This window comes from Flavicella sp. IMCC45668 (assembly GCF_057219105.1).
The window spans coordinates 743,840-763,610 of sequence record NZ_CM170114.1 but is presented as its reverse complement, the minus strand read 5'-3'; the positions used below and the strand labels follow the sequence as shown (position 1 = coordinate 763,610).

At 31.6% G+C, this 19,771-nt stretch carries 16 protein-coding genes; 5 read left to right on the top strand and 11 right to left on the bottom strand.

Annotated elements, in window-relative coordinates:
* Positions 1-204: 204 nt before the first annotated feature.
* The 11 genes from AC2DZ0_RS03520 to xerA all read right to left on the bottom strand — a co-directional run bounded on the left by AC2DZ0_RS03520 (position 205) and on the right by xerA (position 10,373).
* Entirely contained in the window at positions 205-1,032 is an 828-nt protein-coding gene (locus AC2DZ0_RS03520; protein ID WP_484643705.1) for a hypothetical protein, read from the bottom strand.
* A gap of 193 nt (positions 1,033-1,225) precedes the next feature.
* Complete coding sequence (locus AC2DZ0_RS03515) at positions 1,226-1,672, bottom strand: hypothetical protein (RefSeq protein WP_484643704.1); 447 nt, start codon at positions 1,670-1,672, stop codon at positions 1,226-1,228.
* A gap of 327 nt (positions 1,673-1,999) precedes the next feature.
* Complete coding sequence (locus AC2DZ0_RS03510) at positions 2,000-2,443, bottom strand: hypothetical protein (RefSeq protein ID WP_484643703.1); 444 nt, start codon at positions 2,441-2,443, stop codon at positions 2,000-2,002.
* A gap of 232 nt (positions 2,444-2,675) precedes the next feature.
* Positions 2,676-3,167, bottom strand: a complete 492-nt coding sequence (locus tag AC2DZ0_RS03505; protein ID WP_484643701.1) for a hypothetical protein — start codon at positions 3,165-3,167, stop codon at positions 2,676-2,678.
* 395 nt (positions 3,168-3,562) lie between these two features.
* Complete coding sequence (locus AC2DZ0_RS03500; protein ID WP_484643699.1) at positions 3,563-4,348, bottom strand: hypothetical protein; 786 nt, start codon at positions 4,346-4,348, stop codon at positions 3,563-3,565.
* 189 nt (positions 4,349-4,537) lie between these two features.
* Entirely contained in the window at positions 4,538-5,053 is a 516-nt protein-coding gene (locus AC2DZ0_RS03495) for a hypothetical protein (RefSeq protein ID WP_484643698.1), read from the bottom strand.
* A gap of 211 nt (positions 5,054-5,264) precedes the next feature.
* Positions 5,265-5,906 (bottom strand): hypothetical protein, encoded by a 642-nt coding sequence (locus AC2DZ0_RS03490; RefSeq protein ID WP_484643697.1) that lies wholly within the window; start codon positions 5,904-5,906, stop codon positions 5,265-5,267.
* A gap of 223 nt (positions 5,907-6,129) precedes the next feature.
* Positions 6,130-6,885 (bottom strand): peroxiredoxin family protein, encoded by a 756-nt coding sequence (locus AC2DZ0_RS03485; protein ID WP_484643695.1) that lies wholly within the window; start codon positions 6,883-6,885, stop codon positions 6,130-6,132.
* A gap of 842 nt (positions 6,886-7,727) precedes the next feature.
* A complete protein-coding gene (locus AC2DZ0_RS03480; protein WP_484643693.1) occupies positions 7,728-8,228 on the bottom strand; it encodes a hypothetical protein in 501 nt (166 codons plus the stop codon).
* A 154-nt stretch (positions 8,229-8,382) separates the two neighbouring features.
* Entirely contained in the window at positions 8,383-9,123 is a 741-nt protein-coding gene (locus AC2DZ0_RS03475) for a 7-cyano-7-deazaguanine synthase (protein WP_484643691.1), read from the bottom strand.
* A 101-nt stretch (positions 9,124-9,224) separates the two neighbouring features.
* Complete coding sequence (gene xerA, locus AC2DZ0_RS03470; RefSeq protein ID WP_484643689.1) at positions 9,225-10,373, bottom strand: site-specific tyrosine recombinase/integron integrase; 1,149 nt, start codon at positions 10,371-10,373, stop codon at positions 9,225-9,227.
* 234 nt (positions 10,374-10,607) lie between these two features.
* Here xerA and AC2DZ0_RS03465 point away from each other — a divergent pair, with 234 nt between their 5' ends.
* The 5 genes from AC2DZ0_RS03465 to AC2DZ0_RS03445 all read left to right on the top strand — a co-directional run bounded on the left by AC2DZ0_RS03465 (position 10,608) and on the right by AC2DZ0_RS03445 (position 19,764).
* On the top strand, positions 10,608-12,326 hold the full coding sequence (locus tag AC2DZ0_RS03465; protein ID WP_484643687.1) for a sulfatase family protein: 1,719 nt from the start codon (positions 10,608-10,610) through the stop codon (positions 12,324-12,326).
* A 72-nt stretch (positions 12,327-12,398) separates the two neighbouring features.
* The gene (locus AC2DZ0_RS03460; protein WP_484491644.1) at positions 12,399-13,247 is read left to right on the top strand and encodes a transketolase; all 849 of its coding nucleotides are present in this window, start codon (positions 12,399-12,401) and stop codon (positions 13,245-13,247) included.
* Positions 13,248-13,408: 161 nt separating this feature from the next.
* Positions 13,409-15,616 (top strand): efflux RND transporter permease subunit, encoded by a 2,208-nt coding sequence (locus AC2DZ0_RS03455; protein WP_484643685.1) that lies wholly within the window; start codon positions 13,409-13,411, stop codon positions 15,614-15,616.
* Positions 15,617-15,922: 306 nt separating this feature from the next.
* Positions 15,923-17,653, top strand: a complete 1,731-nt coding sequence (locus AC2DZ0_RS03450) for an alpha-keto acid decarboxylase family protein (RefSeq protein ID WP_484643684.1) — start codon at positions 15,923-15,925, stop codon at positions 17,651-17,653.
* A gap of 11 nt (positions 17,654-17,664) precedes the next feature.
* Positions 17,665-19,764 (top strand): flavin monoamine oxidase family protein, encoded by a 2,100-nt coding sequence (locus tag AC2DZ0_RS03445; RefSeq protein WP_484643682.1) that lies wholly within the window; start codon positions 17,665-17,667, stop codon positions 19,762-19,764.
* The last annotated feature ends 7 nt before the right edge of the window (positions 19,765-19,771 follow it).

The window sequence follows — 19,771 nt, the reverse complement described above, 5'->3', positions numbered from 1 at the left end:
TGCCAACGTTTTTGTATAAGATTAGTGTGGGAGGTAGACAAACTTTATTTTGTCAGCCGAGCCACTGAGCTTATACTTATTTTGTGTTTTTATTTTTGTCGATCTAAAAATAGCTAAATAAGTTTAAGCGGACTTTATAAATAAACCGAAACTTTTGGAAAACCATGAAAACCCACATTAATTTTATACGGTGTTGGGGTTAGTTTATTTCCTATATTTTATCTTTCTTTTGAACTTTTTATAGATTTTTCTATTTTTTAATTCTCCGTTTATTTTGTTCAATGTGAAGGTCTTTTTTTCTACCCAATTTCCTAATTTATCATATTTATATTCTACTTGATAGAAAACGTTATCATTTTCATTCCAATTTCTGGGATAAAGTATGCAATCTCCAAAGTCATTATATTTATTAGTACTAGATTTTTCGGAAATTTTGTTTTTTATTATTTGGGTAGTTGATTGATTTATCATTTTGCCAGCTCCATTGTAAACTTTCCAAACTTTCGTGTTTTCGGTATAAAAGTAGTCTGTAGTTTCATAGCCTACAAGCTGATTTTTAGAGTTGTATAATTTTGATAAAGTTTTGTTTTTTAATGAGTCATTTTCGATAATTTCTAAATCAATTAAATTCCCGTTTTGGTCCATGGTTCTGGTCTCAATTCTTCCAGTATTATCATATTTATACTTTGTAGATTTATATCTCCATCCAGATATTGAGTTCTTATTTTTAAAAGACCTGTAAATTAAATTTCTGTTTTTATTAAAAATGAATACTAACTCCGCGTTAAATTCACCATTTTTATATCTCTTTTCAGAAATTGTATCTAATTTTTTAGAATAAGTAATAATTGATTTTTGATACTCAGTATTATTCTTGTTGTAAAAAGTATAATTTTTAGTGATTTTTAAAGGGACTCCAAATTTTATATTGTAACTATCATGAATATTAGTATTAAATGATTCATTTTTTTGAGCTGTTAAATGAGTCCAAAATAGTATAGAAAGTCCTAAAGTGATAAATTTATATCTCATGATTTTAATTAACCCCAACGTTTTTGTATAAGGTTTGTGTGGGAGAAAATGTCCGTGGACTTTTCGCCCTAGCACGAAGCTTATACTTATTTTGTGTTTTTATCATTGTCGACCTAAAAATACTTAAATAAGTAGAAGTGACATAGTAAAAAGACACAAACCTTTGGAGTAAACCATAAAACCCACATTGACTTTATACGGTGTTACCCACAGTTTTTTTTATTATCAATCCAATTATTAATAATAGTATAATTATATAATAAATATTTGAATCCGAATTTAGGTCAATTCCCAATTCTTTCTCAATCTGATGTTTGCTCCAATGTTTTGTATCTGAAGAATCATTAGAATTAATTGCTCCGATTATTGAATCATGAGAAACATCTAGCGCACTCTCAAAGCAAATGGATAAATGAAATTCTTTATTATCTCCCTTTAAGTCAAATAAATTAAACAACCATTTATTGCCAGTATCTAAGTCATCAGTATCAACAGTACATGATAAAGATGAATCCCCTTTAAGAATTGTCAATTCATCATATGAGTAACTGTCTTTAAAGTCTTTTACTACTCGAAAAATTATTTTCTCCGAGGTCGTTTTAATTTTCTCTACCAAAACGGTATGAGTAGTATAATTCATCGCATGTTTAAATCCCGCCCAACTTGTTTCAGAGCCCCTAAATTTTGGACAAGAACAGCTGAAAATCTCTATTGAGGTCAGTATAAAAAATAGGATTAAAATTTTCGTTTTCAATTGTGGGTAACGTTTTTGTATAAGATTAGTGTGGGAGGTAGACAAACTTTATTTTGTCAGCCGAGCCACTGAGCTTATACTTATTTTATGTTTTTATTCTTGTCGACCTAAAAATAGATAAATAAGTTTAAGCGGACTTTATAAATAAACCAAAACTTTGGGCAAACCATAAAAACCCACATTAATTTTATACGGTGTTGGCAACTGGCTTTTTTAGTTTTCATCTAATTCAATATTTGGTTCTCCTTTTGTGTAAATTTTCTGAACAATTAAAATTGTCAAAATTACAGATGAAATTAAGAACGGAATACTCGACCAAAATGAAAATTCATATAACGAATTATAATTCCAATTTCCTGATGTTAAAAAACACACAGAAATCCACAAGAGTAAAATTCCGATTATTTCAGCCAAGATTTTATTCCGTTTTGATTTTAAGAAAAAGCTAAAGATCAACGTGGTTTTTCCAATTATAGAAATAAGTCCAACAAGCATTAATTTATCGCCATAATCAGCATTCAGATTATATTCAATTTTATTCATAAATAAAGCAGGAATACTTCCAAAATCAAAAACGATTAAAAATATTATTCCGTGCCCAATTCCAATAAGAATTAATGAATGAAGAATAATTGTAAGGATTTTAATTTTTTTCAAAGTTTCAATTTTTCAGCGTACAGTTTTTTGCTTGTTGCCAACGTTTTTGTATAAGATTAGTGTGGGAGGTAGACAAACTCTATTTTGTCAGCCGAGCCACTGAGCTTATACTTATTTTGTGTTTTTATTCTTGTCGACCTAAAAATAGATAAATAAGTTTAAGCGGACTTTATAAATAAACCAAAACTTTGGGCAAACCATAAAAACCCACATTAATTTTATACGGTGTTGCCTACTTTACTTTTTCAGAATTGTATTTATAAAATTCAATAATTTCTTTTGTGTATTCATCATTTAGAGCAGGAACTCTATTGAATAAATCTATTAGTTTAAAAAATGAGTTTTCAAGTTTACATTGATAAAATGTTTCAAGTTTCTTTGAAAACAAATTTTTAAAGTTCTCATTTACGTTGGATAATTTAATTCTTTCTTCGATTAGTTTAAATGAACGAACGACCAATATTATGTTTTGTGACATGTCATATTCACTGAATTTTTTTTCAGAATTCACCATATAAAATTTATTAACTGTCTCACTATACTCAGTGAGTGCTTCATATCCATATAGTTTAGGTTTGTCTTTCTCCTTAATATTATAATAATAAATCTGATTATATTCAGTATTTAGTTGATTTAACATCAAGAATATTAAGTCGCTTTCATTCTTGATTTGTTGATCTTTGATTCCGTCTATTTGCTTATTAAGAGTTAAATACAAAAACATAACACTTATTATTCCCAATATAGGAGATGTAAGTCCTCCAATTGTTCCACCAATATTTGATGTCTCAGTTAGATTGAATCTGACTAAAATGGCCGGACTTGTAAATATCCAAACACAAAATATTGATAAGATTATTAGAACAATAATTAACAGAATGGTTTTTTTATAGACAATATTCATTTTTCAGTATTGTTGGCAACGGTTTTGTATAAGATTAGTGTGGGAGGTAGACAAATTTTATTTTGTCAGCCGAGCCACTGAGCTTATACTTATTTTGTGTTTTTATCTTGTCGACCTAAAAATAGATAAATAAGTTTAAGCGGACTTTATAAATAAACCAAAACTTTGGCTAAGTCATAAAAACCCACATTAATTTTATACGGTGTTGCCCGCAGTTATTCGGTCTTCAGTTTTTCATAAAACTCTTTAAATTTAATTTCTCCAGTATAATCGAGTAAATCAGATTTACTTTTCTCTTTCGAGATTATTTTGATTTTATCATGTATTAAAATCGCTTTTGTAACTCTGTAAATAATTTCTTTTTCGGGTTTCTCAACTAGTATAATTCCGATTTGATTTGGAAGGTCACTTTCTTTTTTATTTACAGTTTGATTTTCTGTTATATAACCATATCTTTTTTCACCATTTGGTAGAAAATATTCATATCTAATTGATGCTAATTTTTTCAGGTTAGGAATGTCATTGAAATGAATTTTTAAACTAAAATTATTATCTAATTCCATTTTGCGCTTAATATCCTTTAGGTTCGCATTATAATCGTAAACGAATTGAATTTCAATATTTTTTTCAGATAATTTTGAGTTTTTGTCTGTTTTAAAATCAAGTTGAAATTGTTTACTCTTATTTTTGGTAGAGAATGTAAATCGTGCATCTTCTTCTACAACTTCATAATGGTCAGAAAAAATAAGTGTGTCATTTTTCTTTTTCCAAGTTCCATTGTATTCTCTCCAAGTCAGGCAACTTGAATGCATTGGGAAACTCCGAAATTCAAATTCGGTTTGTGATGTAAGAGTTATTTCGCTAATCCGGTCATCCCAATCAATTCCGGTTGAAGAACTATCTTTTACTCTTCCATTATTCACGAATGATATTGGCGTTTTCTGCCCAAAAACAGAATGTCCAATCAGTAGTGATATTATTATCGAAAAGACGTTTTTCATAATTGTGGGCAACGTTTTTGTATAAGATTAGTGTGGGAGGTAGACAAACTTTATTTTGTCAGCCGAGCCACTAAGCTTTTACTTATTTTATGTTTTTATCTTTGTCGACCTAAAAATAGATAAATAAGTTTAAGCGGACTTTATAAATAAACCAAAACTTTTGGGAAATCATAAAAACCCACATTAACCTTATACGGTGTTGGGCAAAGTAAACTTATTTTTATTTATAAAATCATTTGCAGTTTCGATTGAAATCTTTTTGATATTATTAAGTGTAGCACCTTTCCAATATTCTTGTCTAGTATTTCCATACTCCAAGTCATTCCATGCCCAATAAAGAAGAAAAAAATCAAAAACCATGTTTTCAGTAGATTTTTCAATGTTTATATTCATAAGTATTCCTAAGTTTTCTTTAATGTTTTTAGATTCAGAAATTTTCTTAATTAAGAATAATGAATATGAAATCAGGGCTTCATTTCCCGTGGTAAATTTTAAGTTTAATTCGTTAAAGGTTTTCTCAAGGAGCTCAACAATTTCAAAATAATTTGTTGGTTTGTTTAATTCGCTCATAACCATTAAAGAATTTGATGTGTATCCGAGTTCAATCATTTCTTTTGACCAATCAATACATTCGTCCGTTTCAAAATTGGGAATCTCCGAAAAGGCGGATATTTTTAGTGTGAGATCACTAGTTTTTTCCTTCATAATTATTTTGCCCAACGTTTTTGTATAAAGTTAGTGTGGGAGTTGGAAATCGATAGATTTTCAGCCTAGCACTAAGCTTATACATATTTAGTGTTTTTATCTTAGTCGACCTAAAAATAATCAAATATGTGTAAGTGAGATTATAAAGAGACCAGAAACTTTGAGAAAACCATAAAAACCCACATTAAATTTATACGGTGTTGTAAAACGTTTAATTCTTATTATTCGGAAATTTATTAACTGAAAGTGGAGGAGGAGGAATCATTCTATTTATTCCAAATTTTGAAAAATCAATATTTAATAGTAGTTTGTCTTTTGTCTTATTATTTATTTTATTATACGTTTTAAATAATAATATTAGAGTTGATTTTAAATCTTTTATGGATTCAGTATTAGGTTTTAAAAATCGGATTGTTAATTTTTCTGGACTTTCGGCAAACTTATTGTCTGTTCTATTATTCAATAAATCTTTTTCCAATATGTTTCTCAGGCTATCGATGGGGTAGTATTTATTTTGTTTGTAAATAGAATCTTTTGAAATTCCGAGTAGGTTCTTATTCTTCACTAATCCTCCTGGACTAAAGCAACCATAATTCAAATCCACAGTTTTTAAATGGAACACATTACGATTATTTCTAATAATAAATACAAGATTACTTTTTTCAAATTTATTTATGAAAGACCAAATAGTATCTTTAATTTCTTTGAAACTTTCAAATTTCTCAATTGATAAAGTGTCTATACTTTTAATCTTGTTATATTCTTCTATACTGGGATAATAATATTTTTTTTCTTTTTTTTCACAGCTGAACAAAATTATTAGGATAATTGTAGAATAAAGTATTATTTTCATTTTTCTCCTAATGTTTTACAACGGTTTTGTATAAGATTAGTGTGGGAGGTAGACAAACTTTATTTTGTCAGCCGAGCCACTAAGCTTATACTTATTTTATGTTTTTATTTTTGTCGACCTAAAAATAGATAAATAAGTTTAAGCGGACTTTAGAAATAAACCAAAACTTAGGGAAAACCATAAAAACCCACATTAATTTTATACGGTGTTGTATGTAGTTTTATTATTTCAATAATTTCTCTATTTGTTTGGCCAGATTATCTACACTTTCTGATGATTTACCAGATGAAACGTATTTAATAATTCCATTTTGGTCAATTATATAATTCTTAGGAATATATTTACGTGCATATTTATCCCATATAGTTTTATCTGGATCTAGGCCAACATTAAAATCAATACCTTTTTCTTTTAATTTTAACATTTTAAGTTGAACAACTGACTCATTTTCACCTCGAGAAATAGGAATAAAAACGAAGTCCTTATCTTTAAACTGTTCTATAATTTTTTTAGGGATTTCTTGGAACTCCGACATACAAGGAGCACACCATGTTGTCCAAAAGTTTAGTAATATTACTTTACCTTTCAGGTCAGATAGTTTAATATCTTTTCCCGTAAGCATATCGACTGTAAAGTCTTCTGCTTTGTCTCCAATGTTTAAGACATATCCTCTGTCTTTTCTCTCAGTCGTTATAATAGTCTTGCTCGTTTTTTTTTGTTTTTCGGGAAATAAATTAACCATCATTATTGATTCTTTCTCTCCAATTATTTCACCAAACTCATTATAGAGTTTAGTTCTAAACTCTTCAGAAACACCTTTGAAAATATTTTTTACTTTTCCATTTTTAGAAAATTCTTTTAATTTTTTCTCTGAGATAATTTTATGATTAGCAATAATAACATATTTGGGTTTTATATTTTCTTGACTAAATAAAATTGTACAAAACAAGGATAGAAAAAGAGATAATAGATATTTCATAGTTTTTTTTTGGGATGTTCTTAAATTACATACAACGTTTTTGCATAAGGGCAGTGTGGGAGTTTTAAAATCCATGGATTTTCAACCTAGCACTTAGCTTAAACTTTTTTATTTTTTAATTTGTGATTAAAAATAGGTAATAAGTTTAAGCGAACGTTTTTAAATAATAAATAATTTTCAAATTTTTTCTATTTCCCACATTGGCTTTATGCGGTGTTGGGCATTGCGGACACACAGCTTAGTTTCGTACTGAGTAAGAATTCTTTCGTGTTTACATAATTTTCGTTTTCATGATAAAAAATATTTCCAGATACATATTTTCATTCCGCAAGTAGCTAAAAGTCTGAGTATTTTCTTGCGTAAAAATTCTCATTCGTGCTGAGGATTCACACTATTCCATAATTCATGATTTTTTTACAAGAAATGGTAATTCGTACTATTTCATAAGGAATATTCTTTTGTAAAAGATTCACAACGCAAGAAACTAAAATCAAGAGAATTTTAAAAGTACAGATGATTAAAATTCCAGAATATTTTCAGAGTAAATTTTCGGTACTGGTGAAGGCAACTAAACAACTTCTAATTAACTGTGTGTAGGACTTTCGTGTAAAGTCCGCCGTTTTGCCCAACGTTTTTGGCTATGATAAGTTGCGGTTGGCAGTTTTAAAACGACCTGTTTTGGCGAACCGAACCGACCAGTACTTGAGCCAAAACATTATGAGTGTTTTAAAACTGCGTACCTCGAGTTTCATAACTTTTATAAGACCGTAATTTAGAAAAATAATTTTGAATGCGAATAGGAGTGTAGCAATTTATTATAGCCGGTGTTGTATGGCGTTTCTTCAAGTGTTGTTTCTATTAAATGTCTTTATCAATTCGTCCTTTAATTTTCTTAAATCTTTCAGCATGTTGTTTCGAGAAAATAAGAAGACTCCAGAACTAAAAATAGTTCCTACTATAAATTCAAGATTATCAAACATACCTATAAGCGAAATAATGAAAACAATTCCTAAAAATGCATAAAGCGGTATGAATTTGTAGTCAAATCCTTTTATTTTTGTTTCTATTACAATTCCATTTTTTGAATCATAAATTTTTCCATGAGCTGTTGCGGTAGCATAAGATAAACTACTCATTGATGTATTTCTTTTCAGCTTAAACGAGTCGTTTTCAAGTATTCCAATTAATGGTTTATTTAATTTTTTTAAACTCAGAGTTTTATTGAATTCCGAGAAAAAATCAATATTTGATTCTTCAAAATCCTGAGTTAAGTTCTCTTTGAATTTTTCTTTGTCAATATTTAATTCGGTTATGAATTCTGTTCTAAATCGATTATTTTTCATTGTTTTTTTTTAATGACTTACAACGTTTTTGTATATGAAAAGTTGCGTTTTTTGAAACGAAATTTTTCATATTATTTTGTTTTTTATCAAAGTACTGAAATTTTCAACAGAGTAGGAGTACAGCAATTTTTTATATACGGTGTTGGCAATAGTATTATTGGTTAGTTTTTGTATTCAAAATGGTTTTAAAGAATTCTATTATTTTTTTTTTCTTATATTTTAATCTTATTTTTTTAGAAAACCTATACTCTAGACCTTCCTCTATCGTATAAAGACAAGGATTGCATTTTCCACAAGGTTTATTTTTTAAGGGGTTATGACAAAACCAAGTTTTATTCATAATGTCAATCAATCCACTATTCTCAGCATTTTTTTTCATTTCTAATTTAGTTATTTTCAGTAGTGGGAAATGGTAGTTTCCGAAAACATTAATTAAGTTAGTTGATGAAATCGAAGTGTTTAATTCAAAATACTCCCCTTTATAAGTATTATTTTTTTTATTAACTCCTCCGTGTTTGTTAATAATTAAGCATGCTTTATCGTCTTCATGAATTGTTAACTCTAAATGATCAATGTTTTTAGAGAATCTAGCGAGCCAATCGTATTGACTTCCAAAAAAATCAGTTTTTAATATATCTTTATATGATTTAGTAATTTCAAAATCCTCTGGAATATCTACAACTTTAGCTGTAATTAGTTCCTTTAATATACAATTTGTTTCTGAGTGTTTTTTTATTATTCTAGTTATTGTATTTATTGCTTGTAGTTCTTGTTTTTCAGAGTTCCGATTGTCTAGAAGATAATATGGTTGAATAATGACTTCTTTTTTAAAAAGTTGTAATATTCTATATGTCGAATCCCATCCTCCTGTCCAAAGTAAATTAATTGTTTTCATTTTTTTTATTATTGCCAACTAGTTATATGTTTCATAAATACATCGTTTATCAGTTTCAGTAACGGGATAACGATGTATATGATGTGTTGTTTTTGGTAAAACTAATTAATTTTTTTTCGCTGCTCTAACTGTTTTACAATTAAATCTAATGGATTTGTAATCTTTTTTAAATCTTGACTTTGTACATGGGTATAAATCATCGTAGTTTCTGGTCTGCTGTGGCCTAATAATACTTGTATATACCTAATGTCAGTTCCGTTTTCTAATAAATGAGTGGCATAACTATGTCGTAACGTATGGGGTGTAACTTTTTTAATAATCCCCGCTGCGGCACAACTCCTTTTTAAAAAACTACGTATAGAAACAGGAGAATATGGACTGCCTTTCTCTGTTCCTTCTATTAAATAATTTACAGGTTCATAAGTGTTCATGTAATTATGTAATAACGGTAACATCACTTCCGCAATAGGAACATACCTATCCTTTCGTCCTTTTCCCTTCTGAACTTTTAGCATTTTTCGATCAAAATCTAAATCCTTCAATTGTAAACTAATCAACTCCCCAATACGTAAGCCTGAAGAATATATAAGCGCAATGCAAATTCTGTGTTTTAAATTTTTGGTTACTCGTATCAATTCAATCACCTCATTATGTGACAATACTTGTGGTAAACGTTTGTCTTTTCGTGGAGCAAATTCTTGAAATTCCAACTCTATATCAGACCCAATAAAATACAAATAGTGCTTCATGGCACTAATAAATTGCCGGTGTGTACTTATAGCCCTTTTCTTAGCAGCCATTACCGTTTCTGAATGCGCTTCTATCGCTTTGGCATCAATCGGCTGATCCTCTCTTTTTAGCAATATAAACTCCGCAATTAAATGAGTATAAATCTTTAAGGTACTTTCACTAAAACGTTTGCCTTTTAAGAATATATAAAATTGATTCAAATGATCTCTTTGACTGGCACTCAATTTATCTTTTAAGCGCACTTCTTTGGAGCCTAATTTTAGAGATACATCGTTTGAATTTATATCTAAATGTGCTTCGTTTTCAAACAAATGCCGTAGCCTATCCATATCCATAAGACTTGTGGGATAATACCAAAATTCTTTCGTAGCACTCCACCTAGCTTTTGAGTCTTTACAGATTTCTATTAAATCACGATCATAGCTAAATTTTAAAGAATAAACTCGCTCTTTTCTATGATTTGTGATGCTAACTGTTACGGTTTTTTTATTTTTTTTCATCACTATAAGATAAGAAAAAAAGACGACTTAAACGGGGTGAGTGGGTTTAAATCTGGTGGCTTTTATACGATTACCTATGCATAAAACCCGTAACAATATCTGCTTCAATCATCACAACAGGGGGTATGTTCCTAATCTCAGGGGAGCTCCGTTTCAAATACCCAAAAAAATCCCATAGAAAATAATTTTTGGAATAAATTTTATTTCTTGAAACTTATAAACAAAATTTATTTGATGATGATTAAAATATATCAGACCCTTCTAATCTTATGCTTCACAGTAAAAGTAACTGCCCAATTAACAACTCATTTAAATAGTGATAAACCCAATGTGATTATTCTATATTTTGATGACATGGGGTATGGTGATTTAGGAGCCAATGGCAAAACAGGACTGCAAATACCAAAAGATTGTAAATTTCTCGACCCAAACAAAAAAACATTGACACCCAATCTCGATAAATTTGCTAGTCAAAGTGTACGTTTTACTAACGGACATTCTTCTGATGGTGTCTGTTCTCCTTCGCGTTACTCACTTGTAACAGGTAAGTATTCATGGAGAACAAAACTTAAAAAAGGGGTTACCGGTGGATACAGTCCTACATTTATGCAAAAAGATTGTTTTACAATTGGTACCTTATTTCAAAATAATGGTTACCAAACTGCCATGGTAGGTAAATGGCATATCGGAATGACTTTTTATGATGTACACGGAAAACCCTATAGCAAAAAAGGAAACGATCCGAACGTTATGGAACGTGGTTTTGTTGATTTTTCAAAACCTGTTACTGATACACCGGCTCATAGAGGGTTTGATTATTGGTTTGGTACCCCAGCTTCTTTAGATATGCCTCCTTATGCCTGGTTAGAATCTAAAAACGGAACTGTACAGGTACTTTACAAAGGGGCTGTTGTAAATAACGGCCAAGTTGATTTCTCTCTAGCAAAACCCGCTTCTAATAAAGATTTTGTGAATTTTAAAAAGAATGATGGAGTCCATGCTCGAGGTGGCGCAAAAGATCCTAGTTTTATTTTTGAAGATTATTTGCAAATACAAGCTCAAAAAGTAACAGATCTGATTGCCAATTATAAAAAAGAAAAAACACCATTTATGATGTATATTCCAATGCCAGCCCCACACGAACCTCATGCGGTACAAAATAAGTTTAAAGGAACCACTGGCTACGAATACGGCGACTATCTGGTACAAACAGACTACTATGCCGGTCAAATTATTGATGCTTTAGGCGATCCTAAAGATCCAAACAGCTTAGCATCAAATACAGTGGTCCTTATTACCAGTGACAATGGTCCAGAACAAGGGGCATTTTATAAAAGTTTAGCCCAAAATCATGATGCCAACGGTCCATGGGCAGGTATCAAAAGAGATAATTATGAAGGTGGCACTAGAGTACCCTTTATGATCAGATGGCCAACAGTTGCAAAGCCTAAAGTTACTAATGAAATTTGTTTGCAAGGAGATATCTTGGCAACCATGGCTTCCTATTTAAAATATGAGTTAAAACCGAACCAAGCACCAGATTCAGAAAGCTTATTACCAATATTAAAAGGGAAAAGAAAACCTAAAAATTCACGTGCCGGAATCATTGAACATTCGAGTCGTGGACAGTTTGCTTTTGTTGATAAAAAAGGGACCTATAAATTAATTGATGGAACAGGAGGTGGAGGGAACGCTACGACTGTTGATGCTGATAATAATAGAATCCTCAAATTGGGCGTGCTAAGAGAACAACCGCGCCAGTTATTTAATCTCAAAAAAGACCCAGGCGAGAGAAATAATTTATTGGTGGATGATCCCAATAACCCCAACGACAACAATGATCCCACAAAGGCGGCACTTCAAAAGGAAAAAGAATTATTCGAACAACTAAATTTAGTCAGGGGTGACAAAATGTGGGGGACAGATATAGCAGAAAAAAACAACAAAAAATAATCATCATTTAATAAGATTTTATTTTTGTAACATCATATAAAATAATGTACTTTTGCCAACAAATTTATTAGAATGGCTACAACGCAAGAATTGAAAGATTTTTCTCAACAAGTTAGAAGAGATATATTACGTATGGTACACGCAGTGAATTCTGGTCACCCAGGTGGATCTTTAGGATGTACAGAGTTTTTAACAGTTTTGTATCAAGATGTAATGTCTTACAATTCTGAGAGTTTTGACATGGATGGTTTAAATGAAGATTTATTCTTTTTATCTAATGGTCATATTTCTCCTGTTTTTTACAGTGTTTTAGCTAGAAGTGGTTATTTCTCAGTATCAGAATTAGCAACTTTCAGATTATTAAATTCTCGTTTACAAGGACACCCAACTACACACGAAGGTTTAGAGGGGATCCGTATGGCTTCTGGTTCATTAGGACAAGGAATGTCAAATGCTATTGGAGCAGCACAGGCTAAAAAATTAAACGGTGAGGATAAATTGGTATACTCTTTACATGGAGATGGTGAGTTGCAAGAAGGTCAAAACTGGGAGGCAATTATGTATGCATCTGCTAAAAAAGTAGACAACTTAATCGCAACAGTAGATTTAAACGGTAAACAAATTGATGGTACTACAGATCACGTATTAGCAATGGGTTCTGTTAAAGATAAATTCGAAGCTTTCGGATGGATCGTTTTAGAAGAAAAAGAAGGGAATGATATTGAGGCCATTCAAGCGGTACTAGCAAAAGCAAAAGACTTATCTGGTAATGGTAAACCTGTTTGTATTTTATTAGAAACTGAAATGGGGAATGGTGTTGATTTTATGATGAACACGCATGCTTGGCACGGTAAAGCGCCAAATGATGCTCAATTAGAAGAAGCATTAGCTCAAAACCCTGCTACTTTAGGAGATTACTAATTCTAAAGTATCTATAAAATATAAAAGCCCAATCATTTATTGATTGGGCTTTTTTTTGCGTCTAATAAATACTGATAACAAAAGGCTGCAAATTTTAATACAAACGCTTTCTAACCTTTTATTCTGTTCGTATCTTTCCATAAAAATGCAACCTAACTACAATGATTCATAAATTACTGCATCTTAAAAACATAAGTTTTATAATTCTATTTGTTTTGTTGATAGGTTCTCTATTAAACATACCTGCCATAAAAATAGATGCAGATATTGCTCAGTTTTTTCATGAGGATGATAAGGATTTTGAATTTTACCAAGAACTAAAATCAGAATTCGCCAATCAGGAAGATGTAATTCTATTAGGATTCCAACCAAATGATTCATGTTTGGAAAATAGTTCCTTAGTAGCTTTACACAACATCTCCCAAAAAATAAAAGAACTGCCATCTATTGAAAAGGTAAGCAGTATTCTTACAGTTTCTTATCCTATTAAAACTAGTTTTGGATTGATTCCTACACCTTATATTTCAAAAAACAAACAAGGTAAGTATCAATGCAATCCAAAAAATATACACAATGATCCATTGATGAAAAGTTTTGTTGCAGACGATGCATTGTTTATTTGGATGGAAATTACACCAAACTTAGACCCTCTTTCGCTAGAGAAACTAATTGCAGATATCAATAACATACGTGATCAAACAACACAAAAAACGTTTCTTTGGGGTAGGGAAGTAGTAGATGTTACCTTTAAAAATATTCTAGTACAGGAAATAGGTAGGTTTTTATTTTGGGTGATTCTATTCCTATGCATCAGCTTACTTTTAATCTTTAAAAGGCCTATTGCGATCTTGTTTCCTATCCTGTTAGTTATAGTGGTAGTTATTTTATTTTTAGGTGGAATGGCAATGCTAAATAGGCCGTTAACCACAATGTCTAATCTGTTACCCACCATCATACTCATTGTGGCAGTGTCAGATGTAATCCACTTATGCATCAAGTTTGATTCAGAATCTCAAAAAGGGCTACCCATAAAAAAAGCAATTCAGCATACCTTGTCTGAAATAGGTTTTACAACTTTTATTACTTCTTTCACAACGGCAGTTGGTTTTATGGTTTTGTATTTTTCTCCTATCAAAGCCATTCGTCATTTCGGAATAGAATCTGCGTTTTTAGTTGTACTAACCTTTATACTAACTTTGATATTTCTACCGATATATTTTAGCAAAATTAGAGATATTCATTTATTTCAGATTAGGGAAAATTTTACAAGTCTAGCGACAAAATTAAATAAATGGTTGAATGTAGTATACAAAAAAGAACGACAAGTTATGATGGTTTTTGGGGTGCTTATTTTTATAAGTCTTTTTGGAATTCAGTTTATAAGCACCAATCGTAGCCACTATTCCATTCCAAAAAACACAGATCTACATAATAGTTATCAGTTCTTTGAAACTAAATTTGGAGGCTCTAGAACCTTTGAATTAATTCTAAGTAGCACAGAAAATCAAAGTTTATTGGACAGTACTTTGTTTGTACAAGTATTAAAAGTTGAAAATTACTTATCCTCAAAAAAGGAACTGAACGAATTAAAGTCTCCGGTAAATTATTACAGACTTCTGCAAAACACAAACTCCACATTAAACCTACAGTCTTTAAAAAAGAATGACAAGCAATTGGCTTTGTTTATGAGCAAAGATTATTTAGCGAATGCCAATAGAACTCGTTTTAAATTTAGTGCTCAAATGAAAGATTTGGGCTCAGAAAAAGTAGCTGAATTAGAAAAAGAAATTTTAAAAAATGTTTCTGGAATTCTTGCTACACACTCAATAAAACCGCAGTTATCTGGCATTGATTTATTGATAGGTATCTCTCAAGAGAAAAGTATTAAAAATACTTTTATAGGTTTGCTGATTGCCATTATTATTGTTTCCATAACACTTAGTTTAGTCTTTAAAAATATGGCTTTAGGTTTTTTGGCAATTGTGTTAAATATGATTCCATTGATTATAACAGCTGGGATAATGGGCTTTTTTGGTGTCGAACTTCGTGCTGAAATTGCACTGATATTTACAGTAGGATTTGTAATCGCTGTAGATGATACCATCCATTTATTAAGTAAACTTCAATGGGAACGAAAAAAAGGAAACACCATAGAGCAATCTATTAAAAATGCAGTTGGGGAATGTGGCAAAGCCATTCTAGCTACGAGTGTTATTTTAATGGGTGGCTTTTTTATTTTAATGCAATCTATTTCTTTAGAAATATACACACTAGGTGTTTTAGTAGGCTTGATTGTATTGATAACTTTAGCAGTAGACCTCATTTTAGCCCCTGTTATTGTGCTAAAATATTTCAAAAGATATTTGTAGGATAATTGTTAGAGAAAAACTAGAATGGTTAAGTGACCACTTTGTTTCATCTTTAAATCAATTTTCTTGTTGAAAACAACAGCGTATTTCCATAAAACGCCTTAAGTTTTATGACTTGATTTTTTTTAATCTAATAAAGTGAATTTTTAATTTATAAAATATTAGACACTTTTGTAACTAATATTCCAACGCTTATGGATTTTTATAAAAACCAAAACTAATATTTCCACAACTTTGATTGTAAATAATTTCGTTGAAATCGGTATCACTGATATCTAAATTCAAAGAAAACCTTAAGTCAAAATTATGGAAAAGAAAACCTTTACAGTAGCAGATTATCTTTTAACACGCTTGCAACAATTGGATGTCACAGAATTGTTTCAAATTCCTGGTGATTATGTTAAAAATTTCACACAGGCTTTAGAGCATTTCGAAGGCATTAAAACCATTGGAACCACGAACGAATTAGATGCTTCTTATGCAGCAGATGCCTATGGTAGAACCAGAGGATTGTCTGCGGTTTCATTGCAATATGGTGTAAGTACTTTTAGTGCTTTAAATGCGGTTGCTGGAGCTTATGTTGAATCGAGTCCAATGGTAGTGATCAGTGCCACACCTGGTTCAAATGATCGTCAAATTGGTGATATGTACAATGTTCTATATCATCATTCTACAGGGAATTTAAAAGCAGATCAAGAAATCTACAAGCATGTTACTGTTGCTTCAGAAACGTTGAGTACTTCAGTTGGAGCAGCCAAAAAGATTGACAATTTGATCGTAGCTGCAATTACACACAAAAAACCAGTTTACATGGCTTGTTACAGTGAAGTCTGGGGAGAACCTTGTGAAAAACCTTCACCAAAAAAACTAAAACCCAAAGTTAAAAAAAGCAAAGAAACTGCCCTACAAAATGCGGTAGATCAAGCATGGAAACAACTTACGGAAGCCAAACAACCGATGATTTTCGCGGGGGTAGAAATTTTACGTCATGGCTTGTCTGACTTGTTACAGAAATTAATTGATGCCAGTGGTTTTGTGTATACGACAACCTCTCTAGGCAAAACAGTTTTAAACGAAGAGGGAGATAAATTTATTGGAACCTATTCAGATGCAGCTTCTATAGAAAATGTAACCAAATATGTGCAAGAATCTGATTGTTTTTTGTCTTTAGGAACACTCATAACCGATGATTATTTATGGTTTGTAGAAAATAAATTCTCAGAGATGATTTTGGCAACAACCTCAGAAATAAGAGCAGGGTATTTTACATATAATAAAGTAACCATGAAGGATTTTATGGAGGCTTTATTGGTACGGTTTGAGCAGAGCAATGCATATCCATTAAAGCATATAGCGCCAAAACAACCAACATATCCTGAACCATGGCAGTCACAATCAGACGCAAAATACAATGACAAGCCGGATATGCTAACCTACAATCGTTTTTTTCAACATACCGTAAAACATATTGAAAGTAATAACCTATGGAACGATATCAACCTCACTTTTGGGGTTAGTTCTGCTATGTACGTGGCAACCAATATATACGGCATGAAGCAAAATAGCTTTATCAGTTCTGCAGCTTGGCAATGTATTGGTTATGAAACAGGAGCGGCCTTAGGAGCTCAATTAGGAAGCAAAAAACAATCATGGACCATCGCTGGAGATGGCGGCTTTATGATGATTTGTCAATCTTTGTCAACCTTAGCTAAGTATAAAGTAAACAGCGTCATTTTTGTAATGAGCAATCAAGTATATGCTATTGAACAAGTTTTTGTGGATGTAAATGCATTTTGTCCCAATGGTACCTTTGATAGTTTTGATGATTTAGCCAAGTGGGATTATATGGCACTAGCAACTGCATATGGTGCACATGGATATAAAGCCAGTACAGTACAGGAATTAGAAAAAGTACTTCACAAAATAAACACCAAAACAACGGATAAACCAACATTGGTAGAAATTGTTATTCCAAGAAAGGATTTGGCAGGTCAGATGAAAAATCTGACACCACAAATTATGAATTGTAAAAACTAATAAAAATAAAAATGGAACAGAAAACCTATTCAATCTTTGGAGCTGGAGCTGCAGGATTGTACACTGCATGGAGATTATTAAACGGGAAACCTGCACATGACAAAGACAGGTCAAAAAATTTAAAAGAAGGTGATATTCTTGAACTCTATGATTGGGGAAAATATCAATTCTCAAAAGAAGAAAAAGGAACACGTGAAGCTGGCGCTAGAGTATGTACTTGGCATTATAAGGACGACCCAAAAGCTTCGTATTTAGAACTAGGAGGGATGCGATATTCAGCTTGGGATTATAAAAAAACCAAGAACAACCCTAATCCAAATGACGCCAACAATCCAGGACATAGATTGGTTACTAAAACCATCAGCGAAATCGGGTTAGAAAAATATGCCGTTCCTTTCAATGAAGCAAGTGACCCTTTGTTGTCTTTGAGGGCGAAAAGTATGTATACGTCAGATATCAATGCGAGCAATCCAGCACCTTATAACGCCAATAATTATACGGCAGATAGTGCTCCAGATGATGGTTTTACTAAAATAGAAAGCGTAGGGATAAATGTTTCTGAAGATGCCTTACCACCTACAAGAAAGCAATGGTGTGATTTTTACGAGCATGGAAGGATCACGAAAGATATGGGAGACGAATCTATTTTTAAAAAAGGGCAAAAATTAAAGGATATAGGATATTGGAACTTAGCGTATGATGTATTAGGACAAGAAGGCTTTGGATATTTAGCCGATGGAAATGGATATTCCTCCAATGTAGTCAATAGTAATTCTGCCCAGTCTTTTGAGGTAAACAATGAGTTTACACCTGGTACTTTATACAAAACATTGACGATTGGATACTCAGGAATCTTTTCCACTCTTTTTCAGGAAGTTGTTGCATTGGCAAAAAAGAACGGAATTAAATTTGAATATCACCCGAATACCCGACTACGATCTATCTTAGAAAAAGGGGATACCATCCATTTTACAACTGCTAGTAGAAAAGATCCTTCTAAAGAATTGGATTCGAAAACCTGCAATGCTGCCTTTTTAGCTATGGGTAGATATGCTATTGATCAGGTAGCACAAGCCACCAGATATGCTCATAAAAATGAAGATGATTTTGATGTATTAAACGAAGAAAAAGTACAATTGTATTTAGAATCAGTATTAATGCAACCTTCTTACAAAATTGGAATGTTTTTCGACACTCCTTGGTGGAGAGATGATATTCCTTCACCTGCAAAATACCCCGCAAAGCTAAATAGTTATTTTTTGACGCAGGAAGGGATGAAAACATTGAAGAAAGAAAAATTCCCAACAAAATACCTGAAAGCAATTGAAAAAGCAGCCTCAGAGGCCGCAAAAGCAAAGCAAAAGGCGGAAAAAGAAGGGAAAGCCTACGATAATTCCGTTACTTCATTGATAGAGGTAAGCTATACTAGTGAAGCAGCATTTTTAAGTGCCGCAGAATCCATAACAGAAGCACTATTTAGCTATAAAGAAAAGGAGCAAATTACTAGCATTGCACATTTAGACACTATTGGACCGAGTGCAACAGATATGCCTATTAGACAAGTAGTTTATTTTGGAGACAATGCACGTGATACAAAAGGGAAAAAAGTTTACGGAATTTTAGCTAGCTATGATGATATCCAATATACAACTTTTTGGAAGGCTTTAGAAATTGGACCTGAAGGTGAAAGAACAACACCAGAGTCACAGGACACTCAACCTTTAGAAGGGCCACGAAAAGCAACTCCAATCATGGTAAAAATGTTGCGTAAACAATTGGCAAGTTTGCATTATGGAGATCAAGCAAATTATACCGCAATTCCAGAACCTCTGGAAACTAAATACATGGATTGGTCATTACCTCCATTTAATGCAGGATACCATGCATATTTTTCTCACTATAATATTGGTGATGTTCAACAAAAAATAAGAAAACCATCCACTTTAGTAGAAGGGAAAGATACCAATATATTTATCATAGGTTCCACGTATTCAAATGACCAAGCTTGGGTAGAAGGAGCTTTCTGTACTGCTGAATCAGTTCTAAATGACTTTTTCAATATTGAAAAATTAATTGATGATAAAGAATACCCTTTTATCTGCCCAAAATAAAAATTGC

Bases quoted from the DNA above. Each gene is read 5' to 3' on its own strand.
- AC2DZ0_RS03520 (WP_484643705.1), bottom strand. From the start codon at position 1,032: ATGAGATATAAATTTATCACTTTAGGACTTTCTATACTATTTTGGACT.
- AC2DZ0_RS03515 (WP_484643704.1), bottom strand. From the start codon at position 1,672: ATGAATTATACTACTCATACCGTTTTGGTAGAGAAAATTAAAACGACC.
- AC2DZ0_RS03505 (WP_484643701.1), bottom strand. From the start codon at position 3,167: ATGTTTTTGTATTTAACTCTTAATAAGCAAATAGACGGAATCAAAGAT.
- AC2DZ0_RS03500 (WP_484643699.1), bottom strand. From the start codon at position 4,348: ATGAAAAACGTCTTTTCGATAATAATATCACTACTGATTGGACATTCT.
- AC2DZ0_RS03495 (WP_484643698.1), bottom strand. From the start codon at position 5,053: ATGAAGGAAAAAACTAGTGATCTCACACTAAAAATATCCGCCTTTTCG.
- AC2DZ0_RS03490 (WP_484643697.1), bottom strand. From the start codon at position 5,906: ATGAAAATAATACTTTATTCTACAATTATCCTAATAATTTTGTTCAGC.
- AC2DZ0_RS03485 (WP_484643695.1), bottom strand. From the start codon at position 6,885: ATGAAATATCTATTATCTCTTTTTCTATCCTTGTTTTGTACAATTTTA.
- AC2DZ0_RS03480 (WP_484643693.1), bottom strand. From the start codon at position 8,228: ATGAAAAATAATCGATTTAGAACAGAATTCATAACCGAATTAAATATT.
- AC2DZ0_RS03475 (WP_484643691.1), bottom strand. From the start codon at position 9,123: ATGAAAACAATTAATTTACTTTGGACAGGAGGATGGGATTCGACATAT.
- xerA (WP_484643689.1), bottom strand. From the start codon at position 10,373: ATGAAAAAAAATAAAAAAACCGTAACAGTTAGCATCACAAATCATAGA.
- AC2DZ0_RS03465 (WP_484643687.1), top strand. From the start codon at position 10,608: ATGATGATTAAAATATATCAGACCCTTCTAATCTTATGCTTCACAGTA.
- AC2DZ0_RS03460 (WP_484491644.1), top strand. From the start codon at position 12,399: ATGGCTACAACGCAAGAATTGAAAGATTTTTCTCAACAAGTTAGAAGA.
- AC2DZ0_RS03455 (WP_484643685.1), top strand. From the start codon at position 13,409: ATGATTCATAAATTACTGCATCTTAAAAACATAAGTTTTATAATTCTA.
- AC2DZ0_RS03450 (WP_484643684.1), top strand. From the start codon at position 15,923: ATGGAAAAGAAAACCTTTACAGTAGCAGATTATCTTTTAACACGCTTG.
- AC2DZ0_RS03445 (WP_484643682.1), top strand. From the start codon at position 17,665: ATGGAACAGAAAACCTATTCAATCTTTGGAGCTGGAGCTGCAGGATTG.